At 40.2% G+C, this 22,699-nt stretch carries 20 protein-coding genes; 8 read left to right on the top strand and 12 right to left on the bottom strand.

Going from position 1 to position 22,699, the window contains the following annotated elements; genetic code table 11:
* Window positions 1–212: 212 nt before the first annotated feature.
* Together metH and HLH14_RS06655 are read left to right on the top strand one after the other, a co-directional pair.
* The gene (gene metH / locus HLH14_RS06660; RefSeq protein WP_171532792.1) at window positions 213–3,905 is read left to right on the top strand and encodes a methionine synthase; all 3,693 of its coding nucleotides are present in this window, start codon (window positions 213–215) and stop codon (window positions 3,903–3,905) included.
* A gap of 472 nt (window positions 3,906–4,377) precedes the next feature.
* Window positions 4,378–4,980, top strand: coding sequence for a TIGR02391 family protein (locus tag HLH14_RS06655; protein ID WP_228139739.1), 603 nt, complete (start codon window positions 4,378–4,380; stop codon window positions 4,978–4,980).
* Window positions 4,981–5,073: 93 nt separating this feature from the next.
* Here the strand turns inward: HLH14_RS06655 and HLH14_RS06650 are convergent, their stop codons facing one another.
* Window positions 5,074–5,442 (bottom strand): endonuclease domain-containing protein, encoded by a 369-nt coding sequence (locus HLH14_RS06650; protein WP_067724313.1) that lies wholly within the window; start codon window positions 5,440–5,442, stop codon window positions 5,074–5,076.
* Between the two features lie 314 nt (window positions 5,443–5,756).
* Between HLH14_RS06650 and dhaK the strand changes: the two genes are divergently transcribed.
* A complete protein-coding gene (dhaK, locus tag HLH14_RS06645) occupies window positions 5,757–7,487 on the top strand; it encodes a dihydroxyacetone kinase subunit DhaK (protein WP_171532791.1) in 1,731 nt (576 codons plus the stop codon).
* A gap of 273 nt (window positions 7,488–7,760) precedes the next feature.
* Here dhaK and HLH14_RS06640 read toward each other — a convergent pair whose 3' ends face one another.
* Entirely contained in the window at window positions 7,761–9,038 is a 1,278-nt protein-coding gene (locus tag HLH14_RS06640; protein ID WP_155859814.1) for a GGDEF domain-containing protein, read from the bottom strand.
* A gap of 18 nt (window positions 9,039–9,056) precedes the next feature.
* Window positions 9,057–9,536 (bottom strand): peptide deformylase, encoded by a 480-nt coding sequence (gene def, locus HLH14_RS06635; RefSeq protein ID WP_067724316.1) that lies wholly within the window; start codon window positions 9,534–9,536, stop codon window positions 9,057–9,059.
* A gap of 223 nt (window positions 9,537–9,759) precedes the next feature.
* On the opposite strand from def, the gene HLH14_RS15945 reads away from it, so the two are divergent.
* Both HLH14_RS15945 and HLH14_RS06630 read left to right on the top strand, forming a co-directional pair.
* Complete coding sequence (locus HLH14_RS15945; RefSeq protein ID WP_081406227.1) at window positions 9,760–9,963, top strand: amino acid transport protein; 204 nt, start codon at window positions 9,760–9,762, stop codon at window positions 9,961–9,963.
* A 122-nt stretch (window positions 9,964–10,085) separates the two neighbouring features.
* Window positions 10,086–11,426, top strand: a complete 1,341-nt coding sequence (locus tag HLH14_RS06630) for an MFS transporter (RefSeq protein WP_067724317.1) — start codon at window positions 10,086–10,088, stop codon at window positions 11,424–11,426.
* A 48-nt stretch (window positions 11,427–11,474) separates the two neighbouring features.
* On the opposite strand, the gene HLH14_RS06625 is transcribed toward HLH14_RS06630, so the two are convergent.
* The 3 genes from HLH14_RS06625 to pnuC all read right to left on the bottom strand — a co-directional run bounded on the left by HLH14_RS06625 (window position 11,475) and on the right by pnuC (window position 12,998).
* Window positions 11,475–11,972 (bottom strand): DUF2505 family protein, encoded by a 498-nt coding sequence (locus HLH14_RS06625; protein ID WP_067724318.1) that lies wholly within the window; start codon window positions 11,970–11,972, stop codon window positions 11,475–11,477.
* Between the two features lie 133 nt (window positions 11,973–12,105).
* Entirely contained in the window at window positions 12,106–12,381 is a 276-nt protein-coding gene (locus HLH14_RS06620; RefSeq protein ID WP_067724319.1) for a hypothetical protein, read from the bottom strand.
* A 32-nt stretch (window positions 12,382–12,413) separates the two neighbouring features.
* Window positions 12,414–12,998, bottom strand: a complete 585-nt coding sequence (pnuC, locus tag HLH14_RS06615; protein WP_067724320.1) for a nicotinamide riboside transporter PnuC — start codon at window positions 12,996–12,998, stop codon at window positions 12,414–12,416.
* A gap of 221 nt (window positions 12,999–13,219) precedes the next feature.
* On the opposite strand from pnuC, the gene HLH14_RS06610 reads away from it, so the two are divergent.
* On the top strand, window positions 13,220–14,005 hold the full coding sequence (locus tag HLH14_RS06610; RefSeq protein WP_067724321.1) for a crotonase/enoyl-CoA hydratase family protein: 786 nt from the start codon (window positions 13,220–13,222) through the stop codon (window positions 14,003–14,005).
* A 482-nt stretch (window positions 14,006–14,487) separates the two neighbouring features.
* Here HLH14_RS06610 and HLH14_RS06605 read toward each other — a convergent pair whose 3' ends face one another.
* Entirely contained in the window at window positions 14,488–14,970 is a 483-nt protein-coding gene (locus HLH14_RS06605) for a hypothetical protein (protein ID WP_067724322.1), read from the bottom strand.
* 120 nt (window positions 14,971–15,090) lie between these two features.
* Here HLH14_RS06605 and HLH14_RS06600 point away from each other — a divergent pair, with 120 nt between their 5' ends.
* Together HLH14_RS06600 and HLH14_RS06595 are read left to right on the top strand one after the other, a co-directional pair.
* On the top strand, window positions 15,091–15,231 hold the full coding sequence (locus HLH14_RS06600; protein WP_155859815.1) for a hypothetical protein: 141 nt from the start codon (window positions 15,091–15,093) through the stop codon (window positions 15,229–15,231).
* A 72-nt stretch (window positions 15,232–15,303) separates the two neighbouring features.
* Complete coding sequence (locus tag HLH14_RS06595; RefSeq protein ID WP_067724323.1) at window positions 15,304–16,266, top strand: DMT family transporter; 963 nt, start codon at window positions 15,304–15,306, stop codon at window positions 16,264–16,266.
* A 62-nt stretch (window positions 16,267–16,328) separates the two neighbouring features.
* Here the strand turns inward: HLH14_RS06595 and pgaD are convergent, their stop codons facing one another.
* The 5 genes from pgaD to HLH14_RS06570 all read right to left on the bottom strand — a co-directional run bounded on the left by pgaD (window position 16,329) and on the right by HLH14_RS06570 (window position 22,690).
* On the bottom strand, window positions 16,329–16,742 hold the full coding sequence (gene pgaD, locus HLH14_RS06590) for a poly-beta-1,6-N-acetyl-D-glucosamine biosynthesis protein PgaD (protein ID WP_171532790.1): 414 nt from the start codon (window positions 16,740–16,742) through the stop codon (window positions 16,329–16,331).
* Window positions 16,732–18,024 carry a poly-beta-1,6-N-acetyl-D-glucosamine synthase gene (gene pgaC, locus HLH14_RS06585; protein ID WP_067724325.1) on the bottom strand — a complete coding sequence of 431 codons (1,293 nt, stop codon included), beginning with the start codon at window positions 18,022–18,024 and terminating at the stop codon, window positions 16,732–16,734. Before pgaC ends, pgaD begins: the two co-directional genes overlap by 11 nt.
* A gap of 11 nt (window positions 18,025–18,035) precedes the next feature.
* Window positions 18,036–20,027: a poly-beta-1,6-N-acetyl-D-glucosamine N-deacetylase PgaB gene (pgaB, locus tag HLH14_RS06580; RefSeq protein WP_067724326.1), complete on the bottom strand. Its 1,992-nt coding sequence runs from the start codon at window positions 20,025–20,027 to the stop codon at window positions 18,036–18,038.
* Window positions 20,028–20,349: 322 nt separating this feature from the next.
* Complete coding sequence (locus HLH14_RS06575) at window positions 20,350–22,224, bottom strand: sensor domain-containing diguanylate cyclase (protein ID WP_081406228.1); 1,875 nt, start codon at window positions 22,222–22,224, stop codon at window positions 20,350–20,352.
* Window positions 22,225–22,351: 127 nt separating this feature from the next.
* On the bottom strand, window positions 22,352–22,690 hold the full coding sequence (locus HLH14_RS06570) for an FKBP-type peptidyl-prolyl cis-trans isomerase (protein WP_067724328.1): 339 nt from the start codon (window positions 22,688–22,690) through the stop codon (window positions 22,352–22,354).
* Between the last annotated feature and the right edge of the window lie 9 nt (window positions 22,691–22,699).

Below are 22,699 nucleotides of genomic sequence, written 5' to 3'. Positions count from 1 at the left end.
ATGTATAAAAAATCTTTCCGATCAAGCAATCACTCAACTTTTTCTTATCTATGCTGAATGTTAAGGGGGTCATATTTCAATTCGATGAAAAATTCAGCACAAATGGGCTTATTTTAAGCTGTGCTTCACTAAGTCGGCTGAATATTCCTCAAATGCAGTCTAATTCTGTTAAAATAATGCCCATTTTGTATTCCATCGGATTGGGGTTATTTATGTCCACGCTTGCCACCCTGAAAGAGCTTCTCGCCAAACGCATCCTGATTATTGACGGTGCCATGGGTACCATGATTCAACGCCATAAACTAGAAGAAGCGGATTATCGTGGTGAGCGTTTTGCTGACTGGGCATCTGACCTGAAAGGCAACAATGACCTTTTAGTCCTCACTCAACCGCAGATTATTCAAGGTATTCATGAAGCTTACCTTGATGCCGGTGCAGACATTATTGAAACCAACAGTTTCAACGGCACACGTGTTTCGATGTCTGACTACCACATGGAAGACTTGGTTCACGAAATTAACTTTGAAGCCGCGCGTATTGCCAAAGAAGCATGTAAAAAATATTCAACACCAGACAAACCACGTTTTGTTGCCGGTGTACTTGGACCGACATCTCGTACTTGTTCGATCTCACCAAATGTAAATGACCCGGCATTTCGTAACATTACTTTTGATGCATTAAAAGAAAATTATATTGAAGCGACACACGCCCTGATTGAAGGCGGTGCCGATATTCTGTTAATTGAAACTGTATTCGATACCTTGAACTGTAAGGCTGCGATTTTTGCAGTAAAAGAAGTATTCAAACAGTTGGGTTATGAATTGCCGTTAATGATTTCTGGCACCATTACCGATGCTTCAGGCCGTACCCTGACTGGTCAAACTGCTGAAGCGTTCTGGAACTCGGTTCGTCATGGCGACTTGCTTTCCGTTGGTTTTAACTGTGCCTTGGGTGCAGATGCCATGCGTCCACACGTTAAAACTGTGGGTGATGTCGCTGATGTGTTTATTTCCGCGCATCCCAATGCAGGTTTACCAAATGCGTTTGGTGGTTATGATGAAACCCCTGAACAAACTGCAGCATTCCTTAAAGAATTTGCAGAAAGCGGCTTGATCAATATCACCGGTGGTTGCTGTGGTACCACTCCAGATCATATCCGTGCCATTTATAATGCAGTAAAAGACATTAAACCGCGTCAGATTCCAGAGATTGAACCCGCTTGCCGTCTTTCAGGTCTAGAAGCATTTAACATTACCAAAGATTCCTTGTTTGTAAACGTTGGTGAACGTACCAACGTGACCGGTTCAAAAAAATTCGCCCGTTTGATTCGTGAAGAAAACTATACCGAAGCTTTGGAAGTGGCTTTGGATCAAGTGCAAGGTGGCGCACAGATTGTCGACATCAACATGGATGAAGGCATGCTGGACTCGCAAGCAGCAATGGTGAAATTCCTGAATCTGATTGCCTCTGAACCGGATATTTCCCGCGTACCGCTCATGATTGACTCATCAAAATGGGAAATTATTGAAGCTGGCTTAAAATGCGTACAAGGTAAAGCGGTGGTGAACTCGATTTCCTTAAAAGAAGGTTATGACGAGTTTGTTGAAAAAGCGCGCCTGTGCCGTCAGTATGGTGCGGCAGTCATTGTCATGGCCTTTGATGAAGCTGGTCAGGCAGATACAGCAGCACGTAAGCGTGAAATCTGTAAACGTTCGTATGATATTTTGGTCAATGAAGTCGGCTTCCCGGCTGAAGACATCATTTTTGACCCGAACGTGTTTGCGGTTGCAACCGGTATTGAAGAACACAACAACTACGCAGTCGATTTCATTGAAGCAACCGGCTGGATTAAACAAAACCTACCACATGCCATGATTTCTGGCGGTGTTTCTAACGTATCGTTCTCGTTCCGTGGGAATGAACCGGTTCGTGAAGCGATTCATGCAGTCTTCCTTTACCATGCCATTCAACAAGGCATGACCATGGGGATTGTGAATGCAGGTCAGTTGGCGATTTATGATGACATCCCTGCCGAATTAAAAGCTGCGGTTGAAAATGTCGTTCTGAATAAAAATCAGGGCGAAAGCGGCCAGGATGCAACCGAGAAATTGCTTGAAGTCGCGGAACAATACCGTGGCAAAGGCGGTGCACAACGTGAAGCTGAAAACCTGGAATGGCGTGAACAGTCAGTTGAAAAGCGTCTTGAATATGCACTGGTTAAAGGCATCACCGCGTATATTGATGTCGATACTGAAGAAGCACGCTTAAAAGCCACTCGTCCTTTAGATGTGATTGAAGGGCCATTGATGTCGGGCATGAACGTGGTTGGTGACTTGTTTGGTGCAGGTAAAATGTTCCTGCCGCAAGTGGTGAAATCGGCACGAGTAATGAAACAAGCCGTGGCCTGGTTGAACCCGTACATTGAAGCGGGAAAAACCGAGGGTCAGACCAAAGGTAAAATCCTGATGGCAACCGTTAAAGGCGACGTGCATGACATTGGTAAAAATATTGTCGGCGTGGTACTGGGCTGTAACGGTTATGACATTGTTGACCTTGGCGTGATGGTACCTGCGGAAAAAATCCTGCAAACCGCGATTGATGAAAAAGTCGATATTATTGGTCTATCCGGTTTGATTACGCCGTCACTGGATGAAATGGTTTTTGTTGCCAAAGAAATGCAGCGTAAAGGTTTCCATGTACCGTTGATGATTGGTGGTGCAACAACCTCTAAAGCGCATACAGCAGTGAAAATTGACCCGCAATATTCCAATGATGCGGTGATTTATGTTGCCGATGCTTCACGTGCAGTCGGTGTTGCAACTTCACTTCTTTCACCTGAAATGAAACCTGAGTTCATTAAAGGTTACCGTGAAGAATATGCCAAAGTGCGTGAACGTATTGCCAACAAACAACCCAAAGCTGCAAAACTGTCTTATGCAGCTTCAATTGCCAATGGCGTGAAAATTGACTGGGCGAACTATGTTCCACCTAAGCCAAATATTCTTGGTCAACAAGTTCTAAAAAATTATCCGCTTGAAACTTTAGTGCCTTATTTTGACTGGACACCGTTCTTTATTTCATGGAGTTTGGCGGGCAAGTTCCCTGCAATTCTGACGGATGAAGTGGTTGGTGAAGCCGCAACTGATTTGTACGAACAAGCGCAAATCATGTTGAAAGATATTGTAGAGAATAAGCGTTTTGATGCACGTGCTGTATTCAGTCTTGCTCCTGCAAAACGTACCGGTGCAGATACGGTTTCGATTTACGATGAAAATCAAACTGCAACACACAAGTTTGAGCATACCCGTCAGCAGTCTGACAAAGTTTCAGGTAAACCGAACTTCTCATTAGCAGACTTTATTGCGCCAGAAGATACTAAGCTAGAAGATTACTTGGGTGGTTTCACCGTATCAATTTTTGGTGCGGAAGAAATGGCGCATGAATACAAAGCCAAAGGCGATGATTATTCTGCAATTTTGGCACAGTCTTTAGGTGACCGTTTTGCAGAAGCCTTTGCTGAGCATTTGCATGAGCGTATTCGTAAAGAGTTCTGGGGTTATCAAGCTTCTGAGCAATTGTCGAATGATGAGCTGATTAAAGAGAAATATGTCGGGATTCGTCCTGCACCAGGTTACCCTGCCTGCCCTGAACATTCTGAAAAAGCGACATTGTTTAGCTGGTTAGATTCAACTAATGCGATTGGTACTGAACTGACTTCAAGCTTTGCAATGTGGCCACCTTCAAGTGTCAGCGGTTTCTATTACAGCAACCCGCAGTCTGAATACTTTAATGTCGGTAAAATTGCACAGGATCAGCTGAATAGTTATGCAGAACGTAAAGGCTGGTCGATGGATGAAGCGAAGCGTTGGTTAATGCCAAACTTGGATGATTCGATTGATATTTAAATAATCCTCTCCAGCCCTCCTTTTTCAAAGGAGGGAGTAAAAAAACCCTCATTTGAGGGTTTTTTTATGAATCTTTAAATCTCCCCTACCCCCTCTTTAAAAAAGAGGGGGATATCATGTGATTGAATAAATTACGTGACAGCTCCTCCCTTTTTAAAGGGAGGTTGGGAGGGATTAAAATTGATCTTATCAAAATAAATATTTAAAATTCTCGATTAGATATTCACTGAATAATTTCAAATGGCAATAATAAAAAAATTTGACTTAGCAAGCTTAGAATCGGTATGTGAAGTTTTAGGTGATACAGCTAATAGTTTAACTGGTACTCAAATATCTAAATATTTAGCCGAATGTGACATCTATGATCCTCAATTAAATTCAACTAAAAAGAAAAAAGTTATATGATGCTCTCGAACTCAAACAAAGAAATGATAAATATTCCAATAACTTAATTAATTTTATCCAACATATAATGAAACCATCAAGACATGTTAAGAATCATGAATGGTTTCATGAAATACGTAATCAACTTAATTTTATACTGTCATTTGAAGGGCTAGAAATAGAACATACAGGAATCATTAAGCAAATTACTGCTTCAAAAACCCTGTCTGAAGCTGAAGAACGTGCGCTTAAACTTAAAAAAGTTCTGATAGATAGAATTATTCATAATGATGTCCTCTTATTTTGTAAAGCAGAATTATTAGTAGATAACTATTTCCATGCTGTTTTTGAGGCGACTAAAAGTATTGCAGAGAAAATCCGAAATAAGACTAATTTAACTTCTGATGGAGCAAAATTAATAGATCAAACACTTGCTTTTAAAGGAAAGATTCCCTATCTAGCATTAAGCAATTTAATGACAGAAAGTGAAGAAAGCGAGCAAAAGGGTTTTATGAATTTAATTAAAGGTGTATTTGGTACTTTTAGAAATACTACAGCACACGCTCCAAAAATTACGTGGACTATTAATGAGCAAGATGCTTTAGATATCCTTTCAATGATTTCACTCATACATCGCAAATTAGATAATGTCATTGAACCTATGAAAATATACCAAGGAACATCTTTATAAATCCCTCCTAACCTCCCTTTAAAAAGGGAGGAACTCCGTGAATTCCATGTCTTCATTAAATTCGTGTGAAGTCCCCCTTTATCAAAGGGGGATTTAGGGGGATTCTAATAACTGAGTAATCACGTCATAAATTACTTGAGCCACCACATCCGTTTCGTTCAAAATCTGCTGATTATCAAACCTCAACATCCTCAATCCCAACTCTGCCAAAGCAACATCACGAATAGAATCAGCTTCTAAACCTTCAATTGTATAGTGCTGTCCACCATCACACTCAATCACCAAATTGGCTACTGGACAGTAAAAATCTACGATGAAATTTAAAATTGGTTTCTGTCTATAGAACTGCAAACCTAAAATTTGCTTGCCACGAAGCCGTGACCAAAGTAGTTTCTCAGCTTCTGTCATGTTGTTGCGTAATTCGCGTGAGGCTTGTTTTAAGTCTTTATTGTAGGGTTTCATTTTTATTTTCTCTTTTTATTTTAATCTCCCTAAATCCCTCTTTTCAAAAGAGGGACTTTGTCATGTGATTAAATGAATTACGTGACAGCTCCTCCCTGAACACGACTTAAAGCATTGCTTTAAATGAAGTGCAAGAAAGGGAGGTTGGGAGGGATTCTAAATTTATAAATGAGTGTACTGAAAAAACTGCCCCTTTTCTAACCCATTAACTCTAAATCGTGCATTCTTACAGTTTTAAGTCTGCAAAATTCGCCGCTTTCAATAATAATAGGGCAATAAATTTATCTCCCAAATTCATAACTATTGGTGTTTCAATGAAAAAATTAATGAACGGTGCTGAAAACATCGTTGTCGAAATGTGCAAAGGTTTTGTCCTCGCACACCCTGAACTCACATTCAATGAATCATCTAAAATTATTTCACGTAAAGAAAAACACCAAAACGTGGCCTTAATCAGTGGTGGCGGCAGCGGTCATGAGCCTGCACATGCAGGATTTGTGGGACAAGGCATGCTAGATGCTGCGGTTTGCGGTGATGTATTTGCATCACCTTCTCAAATTCAAGTCTATAAAGCTTTGCAGCAAGTTGCGTCTGATAAAGGCGTACTGATGATCATTAAAAACTATTCTGGCGATATGATGAATTTCCAGAATGGTGCTGCCCTTGCCGTCGATGATGGAATCAAAGTTGATTACGTCAAAGTCGCTGATGATATTGCAGTCAAAGACAGCCTATACACAGTCGGTCGTCGTGGCGTTGCCGGCACTGTATTTGTGCATAAAATTGCTGGCGCAGCTGCATCAAAAGGCTATGACTTGGCACGTGTTAAAGAAATAGCTCAAAAAGCAGCGGACAATGTCACCAGCTTAGGTTTTGCCTTTAACTCATGTACGGTACCTGCCAAAGGAACCCCAACCTTTACCTTGGCTGATGATGAAATGGAATATGGCGTGGGGATTCATGGTGAGCCAGGTATCTGCCGTGAAAAAATTCTGCCTTCAAATGAATTGGCGCAGCGCATTGTCGATGATCTATTCCTCGATCGTCCTGATTTAACAGAAGTTGCGGTACTCATTAACGGCTTTGGTTCAACACCAATGCAAGAACTTTATCTGTTCAATCAAGATGTTTGCCAACAGTTAGCGAAAAAAGGGATTAAGATTTACCGTACCTTTGTCGGTAACTATATGACCAGTATCGACATGGCGGGCGCATCCGTTTCGTTATTAGCATTAGATGATGAACTGAAAAGCTATTTAGATGCACCTGCCAACACCCCTACCTTTAAAATGGACGGTTCAGTGGCCTTAGCCATTGAATTTACAATAAACGATTTCAAAGCGGAACGTACCTTAAATGTAGATATTGAAACTCACGCAGAACATGCCGAAATCGTGAATGAACAATTTACGATTGAAAATATGCGCTATGTGATCGATGTGATGAGTGCCTGCATCATTAAAAATGAAGTGCCATTTTGTGAATTAGATGCCCATGCGGGTGATGGCGACTTTGGGATGAGTGTTGCTAAAGGCTTTAAACAGCTTAAACGCCAATGGGACGCGCTTGTGCAATATCAACACATGGATGATTTCTTACTGAACTGCTCAATCATCATTATGGAACATTGTGGTGGTGCTTCAGGTCCGATTTGGGGCTCAGCTTTCCGCGCAGCAAGTAAATCGATTAAAGGAAAGGAAATACTTTCAGTTTCCGACTTTGCCGTGATGCTGCAAGATGCGGTGAAAGGTATTCAAACCACAGGCGAGCGTTCATTTGGCCGTGGTGCTGTGGTTGGCGACAAAACCTTAATCGATGCATTGGTTCCTTGTGCCGATACATGGTCATCAAATACAAATAAAACCTTTAAAGAAAACTTCACTTTAGGTGCACAAGCTGCGGTTCAAGGTGCAGAGTCTACAAAAGACATCGTTGCACGCATGGGCCGTGCCGGAACAGTCGGTGACCGAAGCTTAGGTTATCCAGACGCTGGTGCGCATGGATTAGGCGTGATCTTTACCGACATTGCGGAACATATTAAGTAATCCTTATAGAACAGCATCCAAAAAGCATCGGATTAATTCGGTGCTTTTTTTAGCCTAAAAATGATACTCTGTGATTTTTATCTAATCAGCTTCTAAGCCTTTATTTATAAGGATAGAGATGTCATCTGATTAAATAAACTACGTGGCTACCCCCTTTTTTTAAAGGAGGTCGGAATGGATTTTTTTAATTTTGAATAGCTATTTTAGTAATCACTTGAATCACACCCTATAAATCCGAAAATCACTATCGACCAACTAAAACAACATTCCAATTCAATAGATAGGTGAAGGCATATTATTAACTAATTCCAGATAATTTCTTACCTGATTTCTGCCCTGCCGTTTAGCCAAATATAAAGCTCGATCGGCCAGACGAATGGTCTGTTCTTTATTTAAAGTGGTTTGAGAGAGTGCTACACCAAAACTTGCACTCATTTTTAAAATCTCTTTTGTTTCTAACTGAATTTCTTCCTGCTCAATTATTTTACGACAACGTTCTGCAATCTCAATCGCTTGCTGTAAATTTTGTTCTTTTAAAATCAGAATAAATTCTTCACCACCAAAACGCCCAACGATATCCTGTTCCCGTGTAGTAGCACATAGAATAGCAGCAACGCGTTGCAAAACCATATCTCCAACTTCATGACCATATTGGTCATTAATGAGTTTGAAATGATCCAAATCCAGTAAAATTACCGCATAAGCCGTTTTTTTCTTGCGTTCTAAAGCGGTGAGTTGTTCCCCAACATAACGACGATTAAATACATTCGTCAGAACATCGGTTTGGCTCATTCTTTTAATATTTTTTTCACGCCGACGCCATTGCGAAAGTAAAATTTCAAAAAACAAAATCGAAACCAGCAAGATCGGCAGATAAACTTCCGCCATACTTCCGATCCAGAATTCATTATGATAAAACTCGCCATTAGTAAGCGCATCACTAAACACAGGCGCGTAACGAATCACGCCATTAAAAGTTAAGTAACTAATAATGATGATAAAAATAAGAGCAGGAATCGCAATACTATAAATAATTTTTCGTGAATAAAATACCAGTCCAATCAGGACGATATTGATAAATCCGGCAATGGTCGCGGGGCTGTAAATACCGATGGTATAGCCCGCATAAATCATCGTGCCACCAAAGAACATCGGCGAAAAATAAGAAATAAATCTCCGGAATTTTCTATTTCTTTTATATCTGAAGCTAAAGCCAACTATAATGATAAAAATGATTAAAGTGATAAACACACTGATAATACGGATGAAAAAAAAGTCCGCATTAATCCAGACAGCATTCTCAGCAGAGAAATAGCTGGCCAGATACCATTTAATTGCACTGACTTGGCAAAATGCCCCAAAAATCAGCAGTAACACCCCTTTATCAAAATTAGGCCAGTTAATAATTAAATTATCAGATTCAAGGATATGAAACCTAAATCTGCCCCAATAATGAAAAATCAGCGTATGTATTTTTTTAAACAAGTTCATAAACTTACTTACTATATTTATAATTTCTAAAATTTTTATTGCTTTATATTTATAGCACAAAAATTAAACAATTTAGACTTATATCCGCTGAATAAACAACACTCCGTCCAAATGATCCACTTCATGCTGCACAATCCTTGCAGGAAAACCCTTATAGATCGTTTCTATTGGTTCACCTTGCAGCGTTAAATAACGCACTTTAACTGTTTCAGCCCGTGCCACTTGCCCACGCTCATCCGGAACACTTAAACAGCCCTCTTCCCCCAGAACAGTTGCTTCAGACCTTTCTAAAATTTCAGGATTCACCATCACCACTGCATCCATTTCAGGCGCATCGGGATAACGCAGGTTAGGACGTGAAGCGACAATAATCACCCGTTTAGAGACATAAACCTGAGGCGCAGCAATACCTACACCATTACATTCCATCATGGTGTCATGCATAGCTACAGCGAGTTGATTTAACCATTCACTATTCAGCTCAGACTTTGCCACCTCAGCCGCTGTTAAGGTCAGAATGGCTTCACCACGCTGTGCTACAGGTAAAATAGTATTCATAAATTCATTCCCTTGTTAGATACATAGCTAAATCCAATACTGTTTTAAATCACAAATTCTGTATAAATTTTAACGCTAAAAACATATCGATCATATACAATTTTAATCCTTGTATTTCACCTTTCCTGCAGATCAAGGTTAGCGACCCTTAAGTAAAAACTTTTAAGCCCATTTTAATTTTACTTGGTTATAATCAGCTCAAATCCTTTATAAATATAAAATAATGACCACAGCCCAACTCCTTCTTGGTGTTCTTTTTAGCTCTATAGGCTTAGGCTATTTTCTGTATGGAAAAAAACAAAAAGTCACTATGCCCTTGATTTGTGGCTTGGTACTGATGATCTTCCCCTATTTTATAGAAAATACCACGATGCTAACGACGATCGGTATCATCTTCTCGATTTTGCCCTACTTTGTAAGACTATAATATCAACACGGATCACGCCTCATCATTCATAAATTTAAGTTGTCGCACTCAGAAGAAAGAATTATTTTTCATATAGATAGCAATTGATTAAAATAAAAACTTTACCACTATTTGTACATGCGATGACCAATACAACCAGCACGGAAGCGCCTGCACGTCTAAGCAGTGAAGATAAACGTACCCTTGGGCTTTCCTCCCTCGGTGGCGCACTCGAATTCTACGACTTCGTCATTTATGTCTTTTACGCCAAAATCATTTCTGAACTGTTTTTCCCAAGTGGTTTAAGTCCTTTTTGGGCAATGCTGAACACTTACGGTATTTTTGCTGCAGGTTACTTCTTCCGCCCACTCGGTGGTGTGATCATGGCACATTTTGGTGACCTGATTGGGCGTAAACGCTTATTCAGCTTATCCATTTTACTGATGGCGCTCCCGACCTTAATGATTGGTGTGATGCCGACCTTTGAAAGCATTGGTTATGCCGCACCATTATTGTTATTGCTGATGCGCGTGGTACAAGGCATTGCCATTGGTGGGGAAATTCCTGCGGCTTGGACTTTCGTTTCCGAGCACGTACCGGAAAAGAAAATTGGTTTTGCTAACGGACTACTCACTGCAGGTCTATCTTTAGGGATATTGCTCGGTGCATTGATGTCCTTGTTTATTTCCATCAAGTTTTCAGAAACAGAAATTCATGACTGGGCTTGGCGCATTCCCTTTATTGCCGGGGGTATTTTCGGTTTAATTGCGCTCTATTTGCGTAGTTATTTAAAAGAAACCCCTGTATTTAAGGCAATGCAAGCACGCAAAGAACTTTCTAAAGAAATGCCGGTGAAACAGGTTTTAGCAGAACATAAAACAGGCGTGGTGATTGGGATGTTATTTACCTGGTTCCTGACTGGCTGTGTAGTGGTGCTGATTTTAGCCATGCCTAACCTGTTGGTCGGTGCTTTTGGTTTTGAACGCGCCGATGCCTTTAAAATGCAAAGTGCCGCAATTGTCATGCAAATGCTGGGTTGTATTTTGGCAGGACTGTTGGCTGACCGTTTTGACGCAGGCAAGGTGATTTTATTCGGCTCACTCGCTGTCGCGATCATTGCGGGTATTTTCTATAACAGCCTCGGACATGTCGCTCCATCAACTGTGTTTATGCTGTATATGTTGCTTGGTTTGTTCTCGGGAACCGTAGGTATGGTGTCTTACAGTATGGTGAAAATGTTCCCTGCTCAAATCCGTTTCTCGGGCATTTCATTTTCCTATAATGTTGCCTATGCTATAGCGGGTGGTATTACTTTACCCTTGGTGCAATGGTTAAGCCTGTATAGCAATATTGGCGCAATGTATTATATATGGGTGGTGTGCTTGGTCTCGTTCTTTACTGCGATGCTTTATAGAGCCAAATTTGAGAAACATGATTTAGTGGCATCTGCAATTTCTACACCGCACAACACCGTAAAAGATTAATCAGTAATAAATAAAAAAGCCCTTTAATTAAGGGCTTTTTTACCGTCATTAAGCAGAGAGATTTTTCTTTAATTCATCTTCAACAATCTGGATTTCCAAATCACTGAATTTACGAATTTCCCCTTCAGCATGTTTTTCTAGCATGCCTGCAACCAAAGGGACTTTAATCTTAACCTGCCAATTTAAGGTAATATGAATTTGCCGATCATCCCCTGTTACTGCACGTTCACAACTGGCTACTAGAGGTAAATTTGCACCCAATTCTATGGTCGAAGTTAAAGCTTCTAAATTGGTGATATCGGTACGCTTCAAACGAAATGCATCTTTGAGCAGTTTTTTTGCGATATCCGGAATCTTCACATCTAAATTATATGCACGGCGTAAAGTATAGGTATCGCCCTGAATCTTAGATTCAATAATTTCTAATTTTTCACCTGGAATACGTCTGCATACTGCTTCGTGCAAAGCTGTATCTGATGCAAGTCGTTTAAATTCATCAATTGAAACGCCCTGAATTGTAGAATTCACAGTAAAACGATGTGCCATTTTTCTATCCTTTGTTTTTTTATTGGTCGTTTTGAATACTTATAAACCATTTGATCATCACTGATCTAGCGCATTTTGTCGCTTTTTATTTAATTGAATTTTAGTGATGCTGTCATTGACCGTATCTACCGAACTATTGACCATATACGCCACAATGTATTTCAATTTGCTCGGAACAGGAAATACTGAGGAAATGGCTTCTATATTCAATGATTGCATAGAATTGTTCAGCACCATCATCCAAACCTGTCGCTGCCCATGTGGTGCCTTGTGGAAAATCATTCAACCATTCAGCCTTATAGAAATCAGAGACTGAATCAAACTGGATATAGTGGTCAGACGCAGCTTGAATGCGTGATGCCATTTCATCAAATTGCTTCAATTGATGTTGAATGAAATCAATCAGCATATGAGTCAATCCAAGTGCGCCATAAAATATCTTTATACACCCTTAAAATGCGTAATCACCTGTTTCTTTTTCACTTGTTCCCACTGCCACCAGCCAAAAGCGGCCAATCCGACAAAGGCGGCATATAAACCCGCAGTCAAGAATAAATCTTTATAAATAAACATGCCCACATAAACGATATCGACGAAAACCCACAATACCCAAGTCGCAATATGTTTACGGCTGGTCCAATAGGTGGCCAGTAAACTAAAAGCCGCCAATTGTGAATCCAGCATCGGCACAGCAGCATCGGTAAAATTTTTTAAAGTTAAACCGAAAATTAAACCGCCCACTGCTGCAAGTAGCATCTGGAAAATCACTATTTTATTAGCAATCGGTTCAATCCGAATTTCATGATCTTGCTGTTTGCCCTTCAACCAGTGGTAGAAACCATAAAAGTTCACCACGATAAAGAAAAACTGCAAAATGGTTTCGCCATACAGCTTAAATTCGTAAAATAAATAGGCATATAAAACAAAGGCTGCGAAGTTAAACCACCAACACCACATATTCCGTTTAATGGTCAATGTCACCCCAATAAGACTGATAATGACGGCAACAATTTCTAAAGGTGACATAGCAATAAACAGGCAGGTAAACAGTGCTGCTATTATGGAAAAAATAGCGCTGAACGCAAGATAAATTGTACCAATTCAGCTACACAATCTGACCGACAACACAGCTGTTTCGAACTATGATCTGTTACTTCAATGCAAATTAAAAAGTAGCCTGCATAGATTTGACAGTTTTCTAACGACCGTTGAAGAATATAAAAAACAATCAAACTGGGAGAGTAAAAATGTCACAACAACAAGGAAAAGTCAGCCGGGAAATTCGCGGGTCTCTGTTCTTTATTGGACTCGACCGTGCGACAAAACGAAATGCCTTTGATAGTCATCTGATTCATGACTTATCACTCGCCTTAACCGAATATGAAGATCATCCCGAGTTACGCTGTGCAGTGATTTTCGCCCATGGTGAGCACTTTACTGCGGGTTTGGATTTGGTTGAGTTACAACCCAAACTGAGTAGTGGCATATTTAACTACAATGAACATCAGATCAATCCATGGGGAACCAGCGGACGTCAGCGAAAAAAACCGGTGATTGTTGCAGTTCAAGGCTTTTGCTATACCGCAGGGATCGAACTGATGCTCAATGCGGATATCGTAATTGCACAGGACAACAGCCAGTTTGCACAAATGGAGGTGCAACGTGGCATTTTACCTTTTGGTGGTGCAACGGTGCGTTTTGTACAAGCAGCAGGCTGGTCAAAAGCCATGCGCTACTTGCTCACGGGGGATACCTTCAATGCCCAAACGGCGCTGGATTTAAACCTGATCAATGAAATCACCAGTGAAGTGCCACTCAAACGAGCCATTGAACTGGCAGAACGCATTGCTCAAGCTGCACCACTTGCCGTACAAGCCACGCTTGCTTCTGCCAAAGAGGCCGCTGAACATGGTGCAGAAACAGCATTTGCCCATTTACAACAGCACCTCACCCCACTGCTAAAAACCCAAGATGTACAGGAAGGGGTTATGGCGATGCTGCAACGACGTGCACCCGAATTTAAAGGTCAATAATTTAAAAGTGAATAATCCAAAAGTTAGTCATCTAAATCCAATAAAAACGAGTTTTCTATGCCACATCTAAAGCATAAGTTAGAAAATAGGCATTTTGGACCATGCATTTTGAACATATTCATGAGCGTGCGGTGCAGTTTTTTTAGTTATGAAATAAAAGGTTGTTTAGTTGGAATTCTTTCTATTGAAGTCCGGTATTAATATGCCGATATTTTAGAAAAAATTCGCGCTATTTTTCAGGATTGGGAAATGGCGTTCTATCAATTATTTAAAATACATCTTGCAGAAGCTGAAGCCAGAATTTTAGCCAAACAAAGTTAAGCCGATTATGAAGGGATGATTTAATGGATCGCCTGAATGATGATCTGTTTTATCTAGCTCAGGTAAAGCAACGCATGTTAAAATAGTTACAAAGTACATAAAGATGTAAAGCACTTCATCCTTTAGCTAAAAATATGTGGCACTTAAACGCATCCCTTTAATCAAACGTGGCTATGTGCATCTTTCATTTCAAATTTATGCTCCTCCCCAAAACGGTCGACATGGGTATAAAACACCCCATAACGTCCAACATAATATTCCAAAGACTGATCATAGAAAGTCCAGTAAATAGACCATTCCCCTAAATCCAGCTTGCGAATTTGGGTTTGGGTTTTTGCTGGCATTTTTCTTAATACATCTTCTTGGACTACAATTGCCTGACTCAAATTTCGTTCAGCCAATTGGCGCTCAAAAAATATTTGGCAGACATCATCAAATAATTGTTGTTCGTATTCCTCCACTTCATCGATACGTGCTTCATGGGCGGATAATGGCTTCGTGGATATAGAGGCAGTTTTGTCTAAATCCGCTAACTGCTTGATTTTGAATTGTTGAAAATGTTGATTGATCTGAAATTTAAAAATGACTTTCCAAAGCCCAATAAACACAATGAAAAGACACAACCACAAGAGTATTTTTATCATAGCGACACTCTCACGAGTAAATAATTGTTATCTTTATATTTATAAAACAATTTGAATAAAATTCATACAATTTTTAAAATATTATGCTATAAAAAATGTTCATTCAGAGACTTTTTTTTCATGTTAGCTATTCCATACCCTCAATATCCGCTTGCGATTTGGCTCGCTTTGGACATTCAAGTCAACAAAGCCACTTCACGACGGGTGGACTTTTTGCATGAGGTGCCTTGGAATCTGTACCGTGATCATTTCTTTGAATAATCACTAAAATAAATATCTAAAGGTCGCCTCAACAGCGACCTTTTTTATTGCCTAAAAATAAGGAAAAAACCAATGAATCAGCCATCCAATAAAAATGATTTCCCCTCGCCACTGTCCGAGCCGGTTGTAGCTTCTTTTAGCCGATACTCACGCTTCGCTACAGCCGGTCAATTTGTTACTGTCGTGCTGATTTGGTCAGTGACACCGCTAGCAGCCGTTTGGACAGTGCATGAAATTCATTGGGCGTGGGGCTTATTTATCCGATTTAGCTTGGCTATTCCCATTGCCTTAGTCTGTCAGGCCTACTTTAAAGTTAAAGTGCCCTTGCACCCGCAAGCTTTACTTAGCTATGCGGCAGGTGCACTGGGCTTGTTTGCTTCCATGACCTTTTGCTATATGGGCGCATCAAAAGTTCCATCAGCCATTATTTCAATCATCTACGGCATTGCCCCATTCGTATCCGGCTTGCTGGCGACTTGTATTTTTAAAAGTGAAAAGTTGAGTGCTTATCAATGCACAGGCTTAATGATGGGCATGCTCGGTCTGTATTTTGCTCTGGACTTAAGTTCACAAAATATACGCCTAAATTATCTCGGGATAGCTTTAGAAGTCATCGCCATGATTCTTTATGTACTCTCTGCATTTGCAGTTCGTGGTGTGGCTGCCAACCTCCATCCAATCAGTCAAATGACAGGTGCGACAATCATGTCATGGTTAGGCTATTGCGCTTTACTACCTTTTTTCTGGTCAGATCTGCCATCGCAGCTCCCCGTATTACAAACCAGTATTGCACTGATCTATAGCGCCTTATTTTCCTCGGTACTGGCGATGATTTTTTATTATCAACTGCTCAACACAGTAAACCCAACCACACTGATGCTGATCACCATCATGACGCCTGTACTGGCAACATTATGGGGAACGTGGCTTAATCATGAAGCTTTAAGTCCACATTTAATTTTAGGATTGCTTTTACTGTGTATGGGATTGTCCTTATATTCTTATTCCATTCGTGAAACAGTATCAATCAAATAAAAAAATCCCGGGTGGGATATTCACTCGGGATTTTTAAAATATTTAACTCAAACAACGTTTCATTATTCGATCCGAATGATTTTACCGTGATCATTATGATGGATTACACTGACTTTTTGCTGACGGCCCTGCTCAATATCTTGGACAGGTAAATCAAAATGATCCACATAATCTTTCATAATTTTGGCCGGAGTTTTCTTCACCACTTTGGAAGGAACAAAATTCGACCATAAGAGTAATGCGACCACACATGCCAATAATGCACTTACCCCATGTTCAACTCCCAAACCAAAAGCTGAAAACATTTGATGAATGACATGCTGTTTTTGCAGACTTACTACACCAATTACAATTAATAATGGACGCCATAAAAACAACCACACCGCCCACATTATCGCTGTTGAGGTATTTGAGGCATAACGTTTATGCCAAGGCAATAAACGGCGTAAATCAATAACTAAAGAATTATTTTTCATGGCGGATGCTCTCATTATTGATTGTTGAACTTCGCATACCCCGGTCTGGACTGACCCAACGTGCACGCTTGCCATCACGACGCAACAACACTTTTGGAAATGCCACAATACTGGCAGACAGCGTGATCAACCAAAATACAAATGGATACCAGATCATCCAGAAGTAATTTTTACCGAGTCCGGGTTCATAACGACTGTCCATCCATTTACTGAGCGCAAACTGAAGTAAACAAGTTGCTCCTAATAGCATGCCTGTTCCATAAGGCAAAAATGGAGAACTCCCCCCATTAATTCCAAGTGGAACAATAAAATGAATTAACCAAAGAATCGCCATAAACAGCATTAAATAAGACCAGACCAGCGTTAAGACCAGTTCAAATAACAAGGGCCATAAAAAATTCAGTTTCGGTTTAAACAGTACATCCATATTTTTAATCAGCACTTGTGCCCCACCCATCGCCCAACGCAGCCGCTGTTTCCACAAACCATTGAAGGTTTCTGGCATTAAAATCCAGACCAAGGCATTCGGTTCAAAGTGAATATTCCAGCCGGCACGTTGCAGCTTCCAGGTAATATCAATATCTTCAGTCAGCATGTCAGGTGACCAATAACCGACTTCATGCACCGCACTTTTACGAAATGCCGTAATCACGCCAGAAACGGTAAACAGTCGTCCAAAACTACGTTGCGCACGTTTGATCATCCCCACGATAGAAGAAAACTCTCCCACCTGAATACGACCAATCAAGGTGGAACGGGTACGAATCCGTGGATTACCGGTGACAGCAGCGACAGTTTCATCTTCCAGAAAATGGCGTAGCATCCAGGTTGCTGCGTGCGGATCGAGTAAGGCATCACCATCGATGCCTATCAAATATTCGGCATCGGTCAACAAGCTTCCCGCCTGTAATGCCATGGCTTTGCCTTGATTGTGTGCCAAATGCACCACACGCAGCTTTTCATGCTGTACAGCCAAACGGTTTAAGACGTCTGCAGTGTTATCTGAGCTGCCATCATTAATCGCAATCACTTCAAAATTTGGATAATCCAGTGCCAAGGCATGACTTAAGGTTTCTTCCGCGTTATCACCTTCATTAAAACAAGGCACCAGCACCGCCACTTTGGGATAAGCAGCAAGTGGCTTCGGTTGTTGACACGGTGGATCTTGTCGTTCTTTCCAATAGAAAATCAGTGCACCAATCATCCATAAATATGACATAAACAATGGATAATAAAAGACAAAGTGCAAAGCGGAATGCCAAAAATGCTGCAGCGTTGACATATAGAATTCCTTTAAGGAACAAGTTTGCTTGATTTCAAATCAAAGGCCTTGCGTAACACTCGCGTATCGGGATGATCCTGAATCGGATCATCCGGATAGTAAGCCACGTGCATTGCACCTTGTTCATATAAAGATTGAATGGTTTGAGCCATCTCATCTGATGGAACTTTTTGATTGGTTCGCCAGTTCACTGCCTGCAATTCAAAGACTGTTTTTTTGATTCCCTTTGGAAATTGCTTCACGCGATTGACAATATCTCGATAAAAAGCATCGCTATTGGCTGCTTGTTCCATATAAGGCATCGCCATAATGGCAGTGAAATCATAACGATTGATGGACTGTTCTAAAGACTGTGAATACCAATTTTCTGCATAGGGTTTGAGCGCAACTTGTGCATATAAATTTCGTGCAGTCAGTAAAAAAGGATGATACTGACGGACTTGTTGTGCCAGTTGCAATGCAAAGTCATCAATGTACTTGGTCTTATAAGCGGTCCATTTTTGCAGATCGGCATCATTGCTGCGAATTTTGGCTAAATCTGTCGGCAAACCAATAGCTGCATAGGCTTTCAAAGCTTCGGGACTGGCATCTTCATAGTCAGATAAAGTGGTATCGTCATGGAATAAAATACCGTTAAAAGGCACCGACTTGGCCAGGTCTTGATAAATTCCGCTAATGGTTTTTCGTGCATCGGGTGAAAATGGACTTAAACGGCGATATCCCATATTCAAATGCTGAGAATCTTCCGTTTGCTGGGTTTCAACCACATCTTTAGACACCGGATTATTTTTAGGTAATTCCCAAGCCAGTAATGGCATCCACGCATAGACACGCCCTACTTGGGTTCGGGTCTGAATTTGCCAGGCGACCCGATTAAACAAGTCTGCGCGCATCGGCAAATAATGATTGGGGAAATACACCATATCCGCTGAACCGTTGGCATCCGGATCGGAAAAAGCCTGTAAATACACGGTATTCACTTTCGTCGCCACAATCCGGTCCAGCAGATGATCAAGATTACGTTCCTGTTGAATCGGATCTTTGTCGTAAATGTAATCTAGATCGATATGCATAATTTTTTGCGGACGGTTATTATCGCCCAAATGTTGCTGACGATTTTGTATTTCTCGCGCTAAATCTGCTGTGGTCATATTGCCTTCAATCAAAATCCGATTGAGCTGACCCAGTGAACTTTTCGCCGAATCTGCACCATCATCCAGACTGATGGCAACCGGCATACCCAGTTGTTTGGCAATTTTCACGGTTTGCATATTATAGTGACCATAAGGCCAGACCATTATGCGTGGTGATTTCAAACCATGGGCAATCAGCAATTGGTTATTCTGTTTTAAATCATTGGAAATACGCTGCTGATAGTGGCTATCATCTTCATAGCTCGCAGATTTAGGATCATATAAGCGTGTGACCGCCGCAGGTTCAAGATTGCCTTGTGGATTGCCTACAATACCGCGATGCAAATTATAACTGTGACTGGCCATTTCCACTAAACCACTGTCTTGCATCTCTTTCAATTCTGCCCAGGACAGCATTTCTTTACGCTGAATCTGCTCACCTGAAAAATCGATGTTTTGATCTTCTTTGGGTTCTAACCATGAACCCACCACCGCCAAAACCACAGGAATTTTATTGGCTTTAACAATCGGATAGGCATTTTGATAAAAAGAGGCATAGCCATCATCCACCGTCAATAAAACCGGTTTTGTCGGTAAGCTATATTTCCCTTGATGCGCTTGAATAAGCTGATCAACATTAATAAAGTGAAAACCATTTTTTTTCAGCCAATCGATATGTTGCTGAAATTGGGTCGTACTCACTGCATATTCAGGAATAAGTGCATTTTCAGTGTTGATAATTTCATGATAACCAATCACGGTCAGTGTCGGATTATGCGCTGGCGTTTGACTCCAGGCTAAATGAGGAATCTGCCACAAAACTGCAGAAAGAGAAGTGGAGAGCAATGTTGAAAGCAAGCGAGTATTCATTAAATGGTGCTCAAAAAATCATTTTATTCTCTGAATATCACACATTTTGCATCAATAAAATGTGGATCTTGCCTTTCCTGATGTATGACATTCAGTTATTTCAACTTGGCTTTTTATCAAATAAAACTGAAATGAATCTTAAAAAATACCAATGAATTGGAATAAAAGCTTTAAAAAACACATCAATATGTCTGTTTTTCCAGCAAGGTAGTTATATTTAAATAAACTTATTGGATTTATAAGAATTAAGAATATAGCTTTAAAATATGAATGCAGATTGCATCAAATAAAATACCTATCGCCCCATTAACTATCTTAACGCTTAACCACTCAGCGCTTGGTATTGATCTCGACCGGCACCTTTAGCTGCATAAAGCTGGACATCGGCAGCCTTCATGAGTTCATGTATATCGGCATAGGGATGATTTTGATCCATCCATGCAACCCCCATACTTAAGGTCACATATTGTTTTTGGTCGGGTCTATTTACATGTTCCAGCTGTGCTTGTCTTACGGCATTTAAAACCTGTTGCAACACTTTTAAAACCACTTCACTAGGAACATTATGCAAAATAATCGCAAACTCCTCTCCCCCATAGCGTGCCACATAAGCTGAAGGTGGCAAGGCATGTTGTATCATTTTAACCAAGTCTTGCAAAATCACGTCACCCTTCAAGTGCCCATAGTAATCATTATAATTTTTAAAATAATCCACATCTAACATGGCAAATGCCAAGGTGCTATTACTGTGATTTTGTGTCAGGGTAAATAAACGCTGTATCTCGGCATTTAAAGCACGGCGGTTAAACGCACCGGTTAATGCATCAATTTGAATTTGTCGTTCTAACTGTTCATTGAGCTGATGTAACTGCAAGGTTCGCTCTTGTACTCTCTGATCTAAAGAGCTATTGAGTTCAAGTAAATTATTATTCAATTGCTCAATATAAGAGGTATGTCGCGCAAAATTTCTAGACTGCTGGAACATAACCAACAATGCATAAAAACTGGTAGAGATAAATGAGAGATTAAAGGACTCAATTAAATGGAGCGTCAACAAAAAATCATGGACAAATGTCACACATAATAAAACCACAGCCCATAAATTAATCGTAGAATATTTCTCTTTCGTTTTTAGAGTCAGATAAAAACCATAGGCAAAATTCAAAATGACCACTACGCTAAATAATGAACTATAAAATGCTAAACGTTCAAAAATTTCAGGGCTAGTAAATACAGTTACAACAATATTTATTCCAAGCACCAGCATTGCTACAAAATAAATAATCGGATGTAAATAGCGCTGGTTGAGTAAAATCATATAACTCAGAAAAAATACCACTGCAAAATAAGTAAATAGAAACTCTAATCGTCTTCCCCATATCCAGCTAATATCTGTAAATACCGTGTAGGCATAAGGTGCAGAAAATAAATTATGTAATGCCAAAAATAAGATAAAAATGCCAAACACAAATACCCGAATACTGCTGCGCCCAATCTTTCCTTGAAAAATGGAAAACATTAAAGTAAATATGCCAACGCCCAATACTGCACCACAAACCAAACCAATACTCATCATCAGCTGCTCAAACTGTCGAGTAATGGTTTTCGAGGTACCAATCCGCATAGGATTTTCTAATCCACCATGTAAAGGATCAAAATTTGAGGCTTGAATGGTCAGGGTGAAATATTCTTTTTTGACGACCATAAAGGCAATTCGAGGTGCATTTTCTGTGAGGTGAGTTGTTGTATCTTTACCAATTTCACCTAAACGCAGCACGAAATCTCCATTCAAATATAGGCGGTAAGCGCCATATTGATTTGGAATAAAAATAGCAATACGACGCCCAATATATTCCTTGGGAATTTTAAAATGACCAATGAAGGTACCGTAGGTTTCATTGCTACCGGTGAGTTCTTTAAAAGAAATCGGTAAACTTACGCTAGTCGATTTTAGAACGGAACTGGGTTGGGTGATAAATTGCCCAGGATAATACTGCCATAATCCTTGCAAGGGAGTACTGCTATTTTCAGTAAACTGAATCTGATTAAATAATTTTTGCTGTAAATCATCTGATTCAGGCGCAGCATTATAGTGTGCCCATACCGGTTTTTGCCACGCGAATACGCATACACAGACTAAAAGAAAAAACTTAAAAAAATGTATTAAATTATGGCTCTTATCCAAAAAGCGAATCATCCTTAAATTACGCTTGTTCATTAACTAATGTAACGATAAAAAAAGAAAACTCAAACAATTTTTCATGTATTTGCAAGATCTATCCCTGTATCTTGCAGATCATTTCTTCATCAGAAATTAATAAATTTTAATCACGTGTTTTTACGTCGAATAACTCAATTTCAAAAATAAGGTTTGAGTTAGCAGGAATGATTTTACCCATTTTTCGTTCGCCATAAGCCAAATGTGCAGGAACAAGTAATTTGCGTTTACCGCCCACTTTCATTCCCATAATGCCCTGATCCCAACCTTTAATTACACGACCAGTTCCAATCACGGTTTCAAAATAATTGCCACGGTCAATCGATGAATCAAACTTGGTTCCATCTTCCAACCAGCCTGTATAATGCGTGGTAATCAGCGCGCCTTTAACTGCTTCTTTACCTTCACCCACTTTTAAATCAATAATTTCTAATTCATTTGTCATCGTCATTTA

The organism is Acinetobacter terrae, from assembly GCF_013004375.1.
GTDB lineage: Bacteria > Pseudomonadota > Gammaproteobacteria > Pseudomonadales > Moraxellaceae > Acinetobacter > Acinetobacter terrae.
Note: the sequence above shows the minus strand (reverse complement) of the source record. Positions and strands in the feature narration are given on the sequence as shown.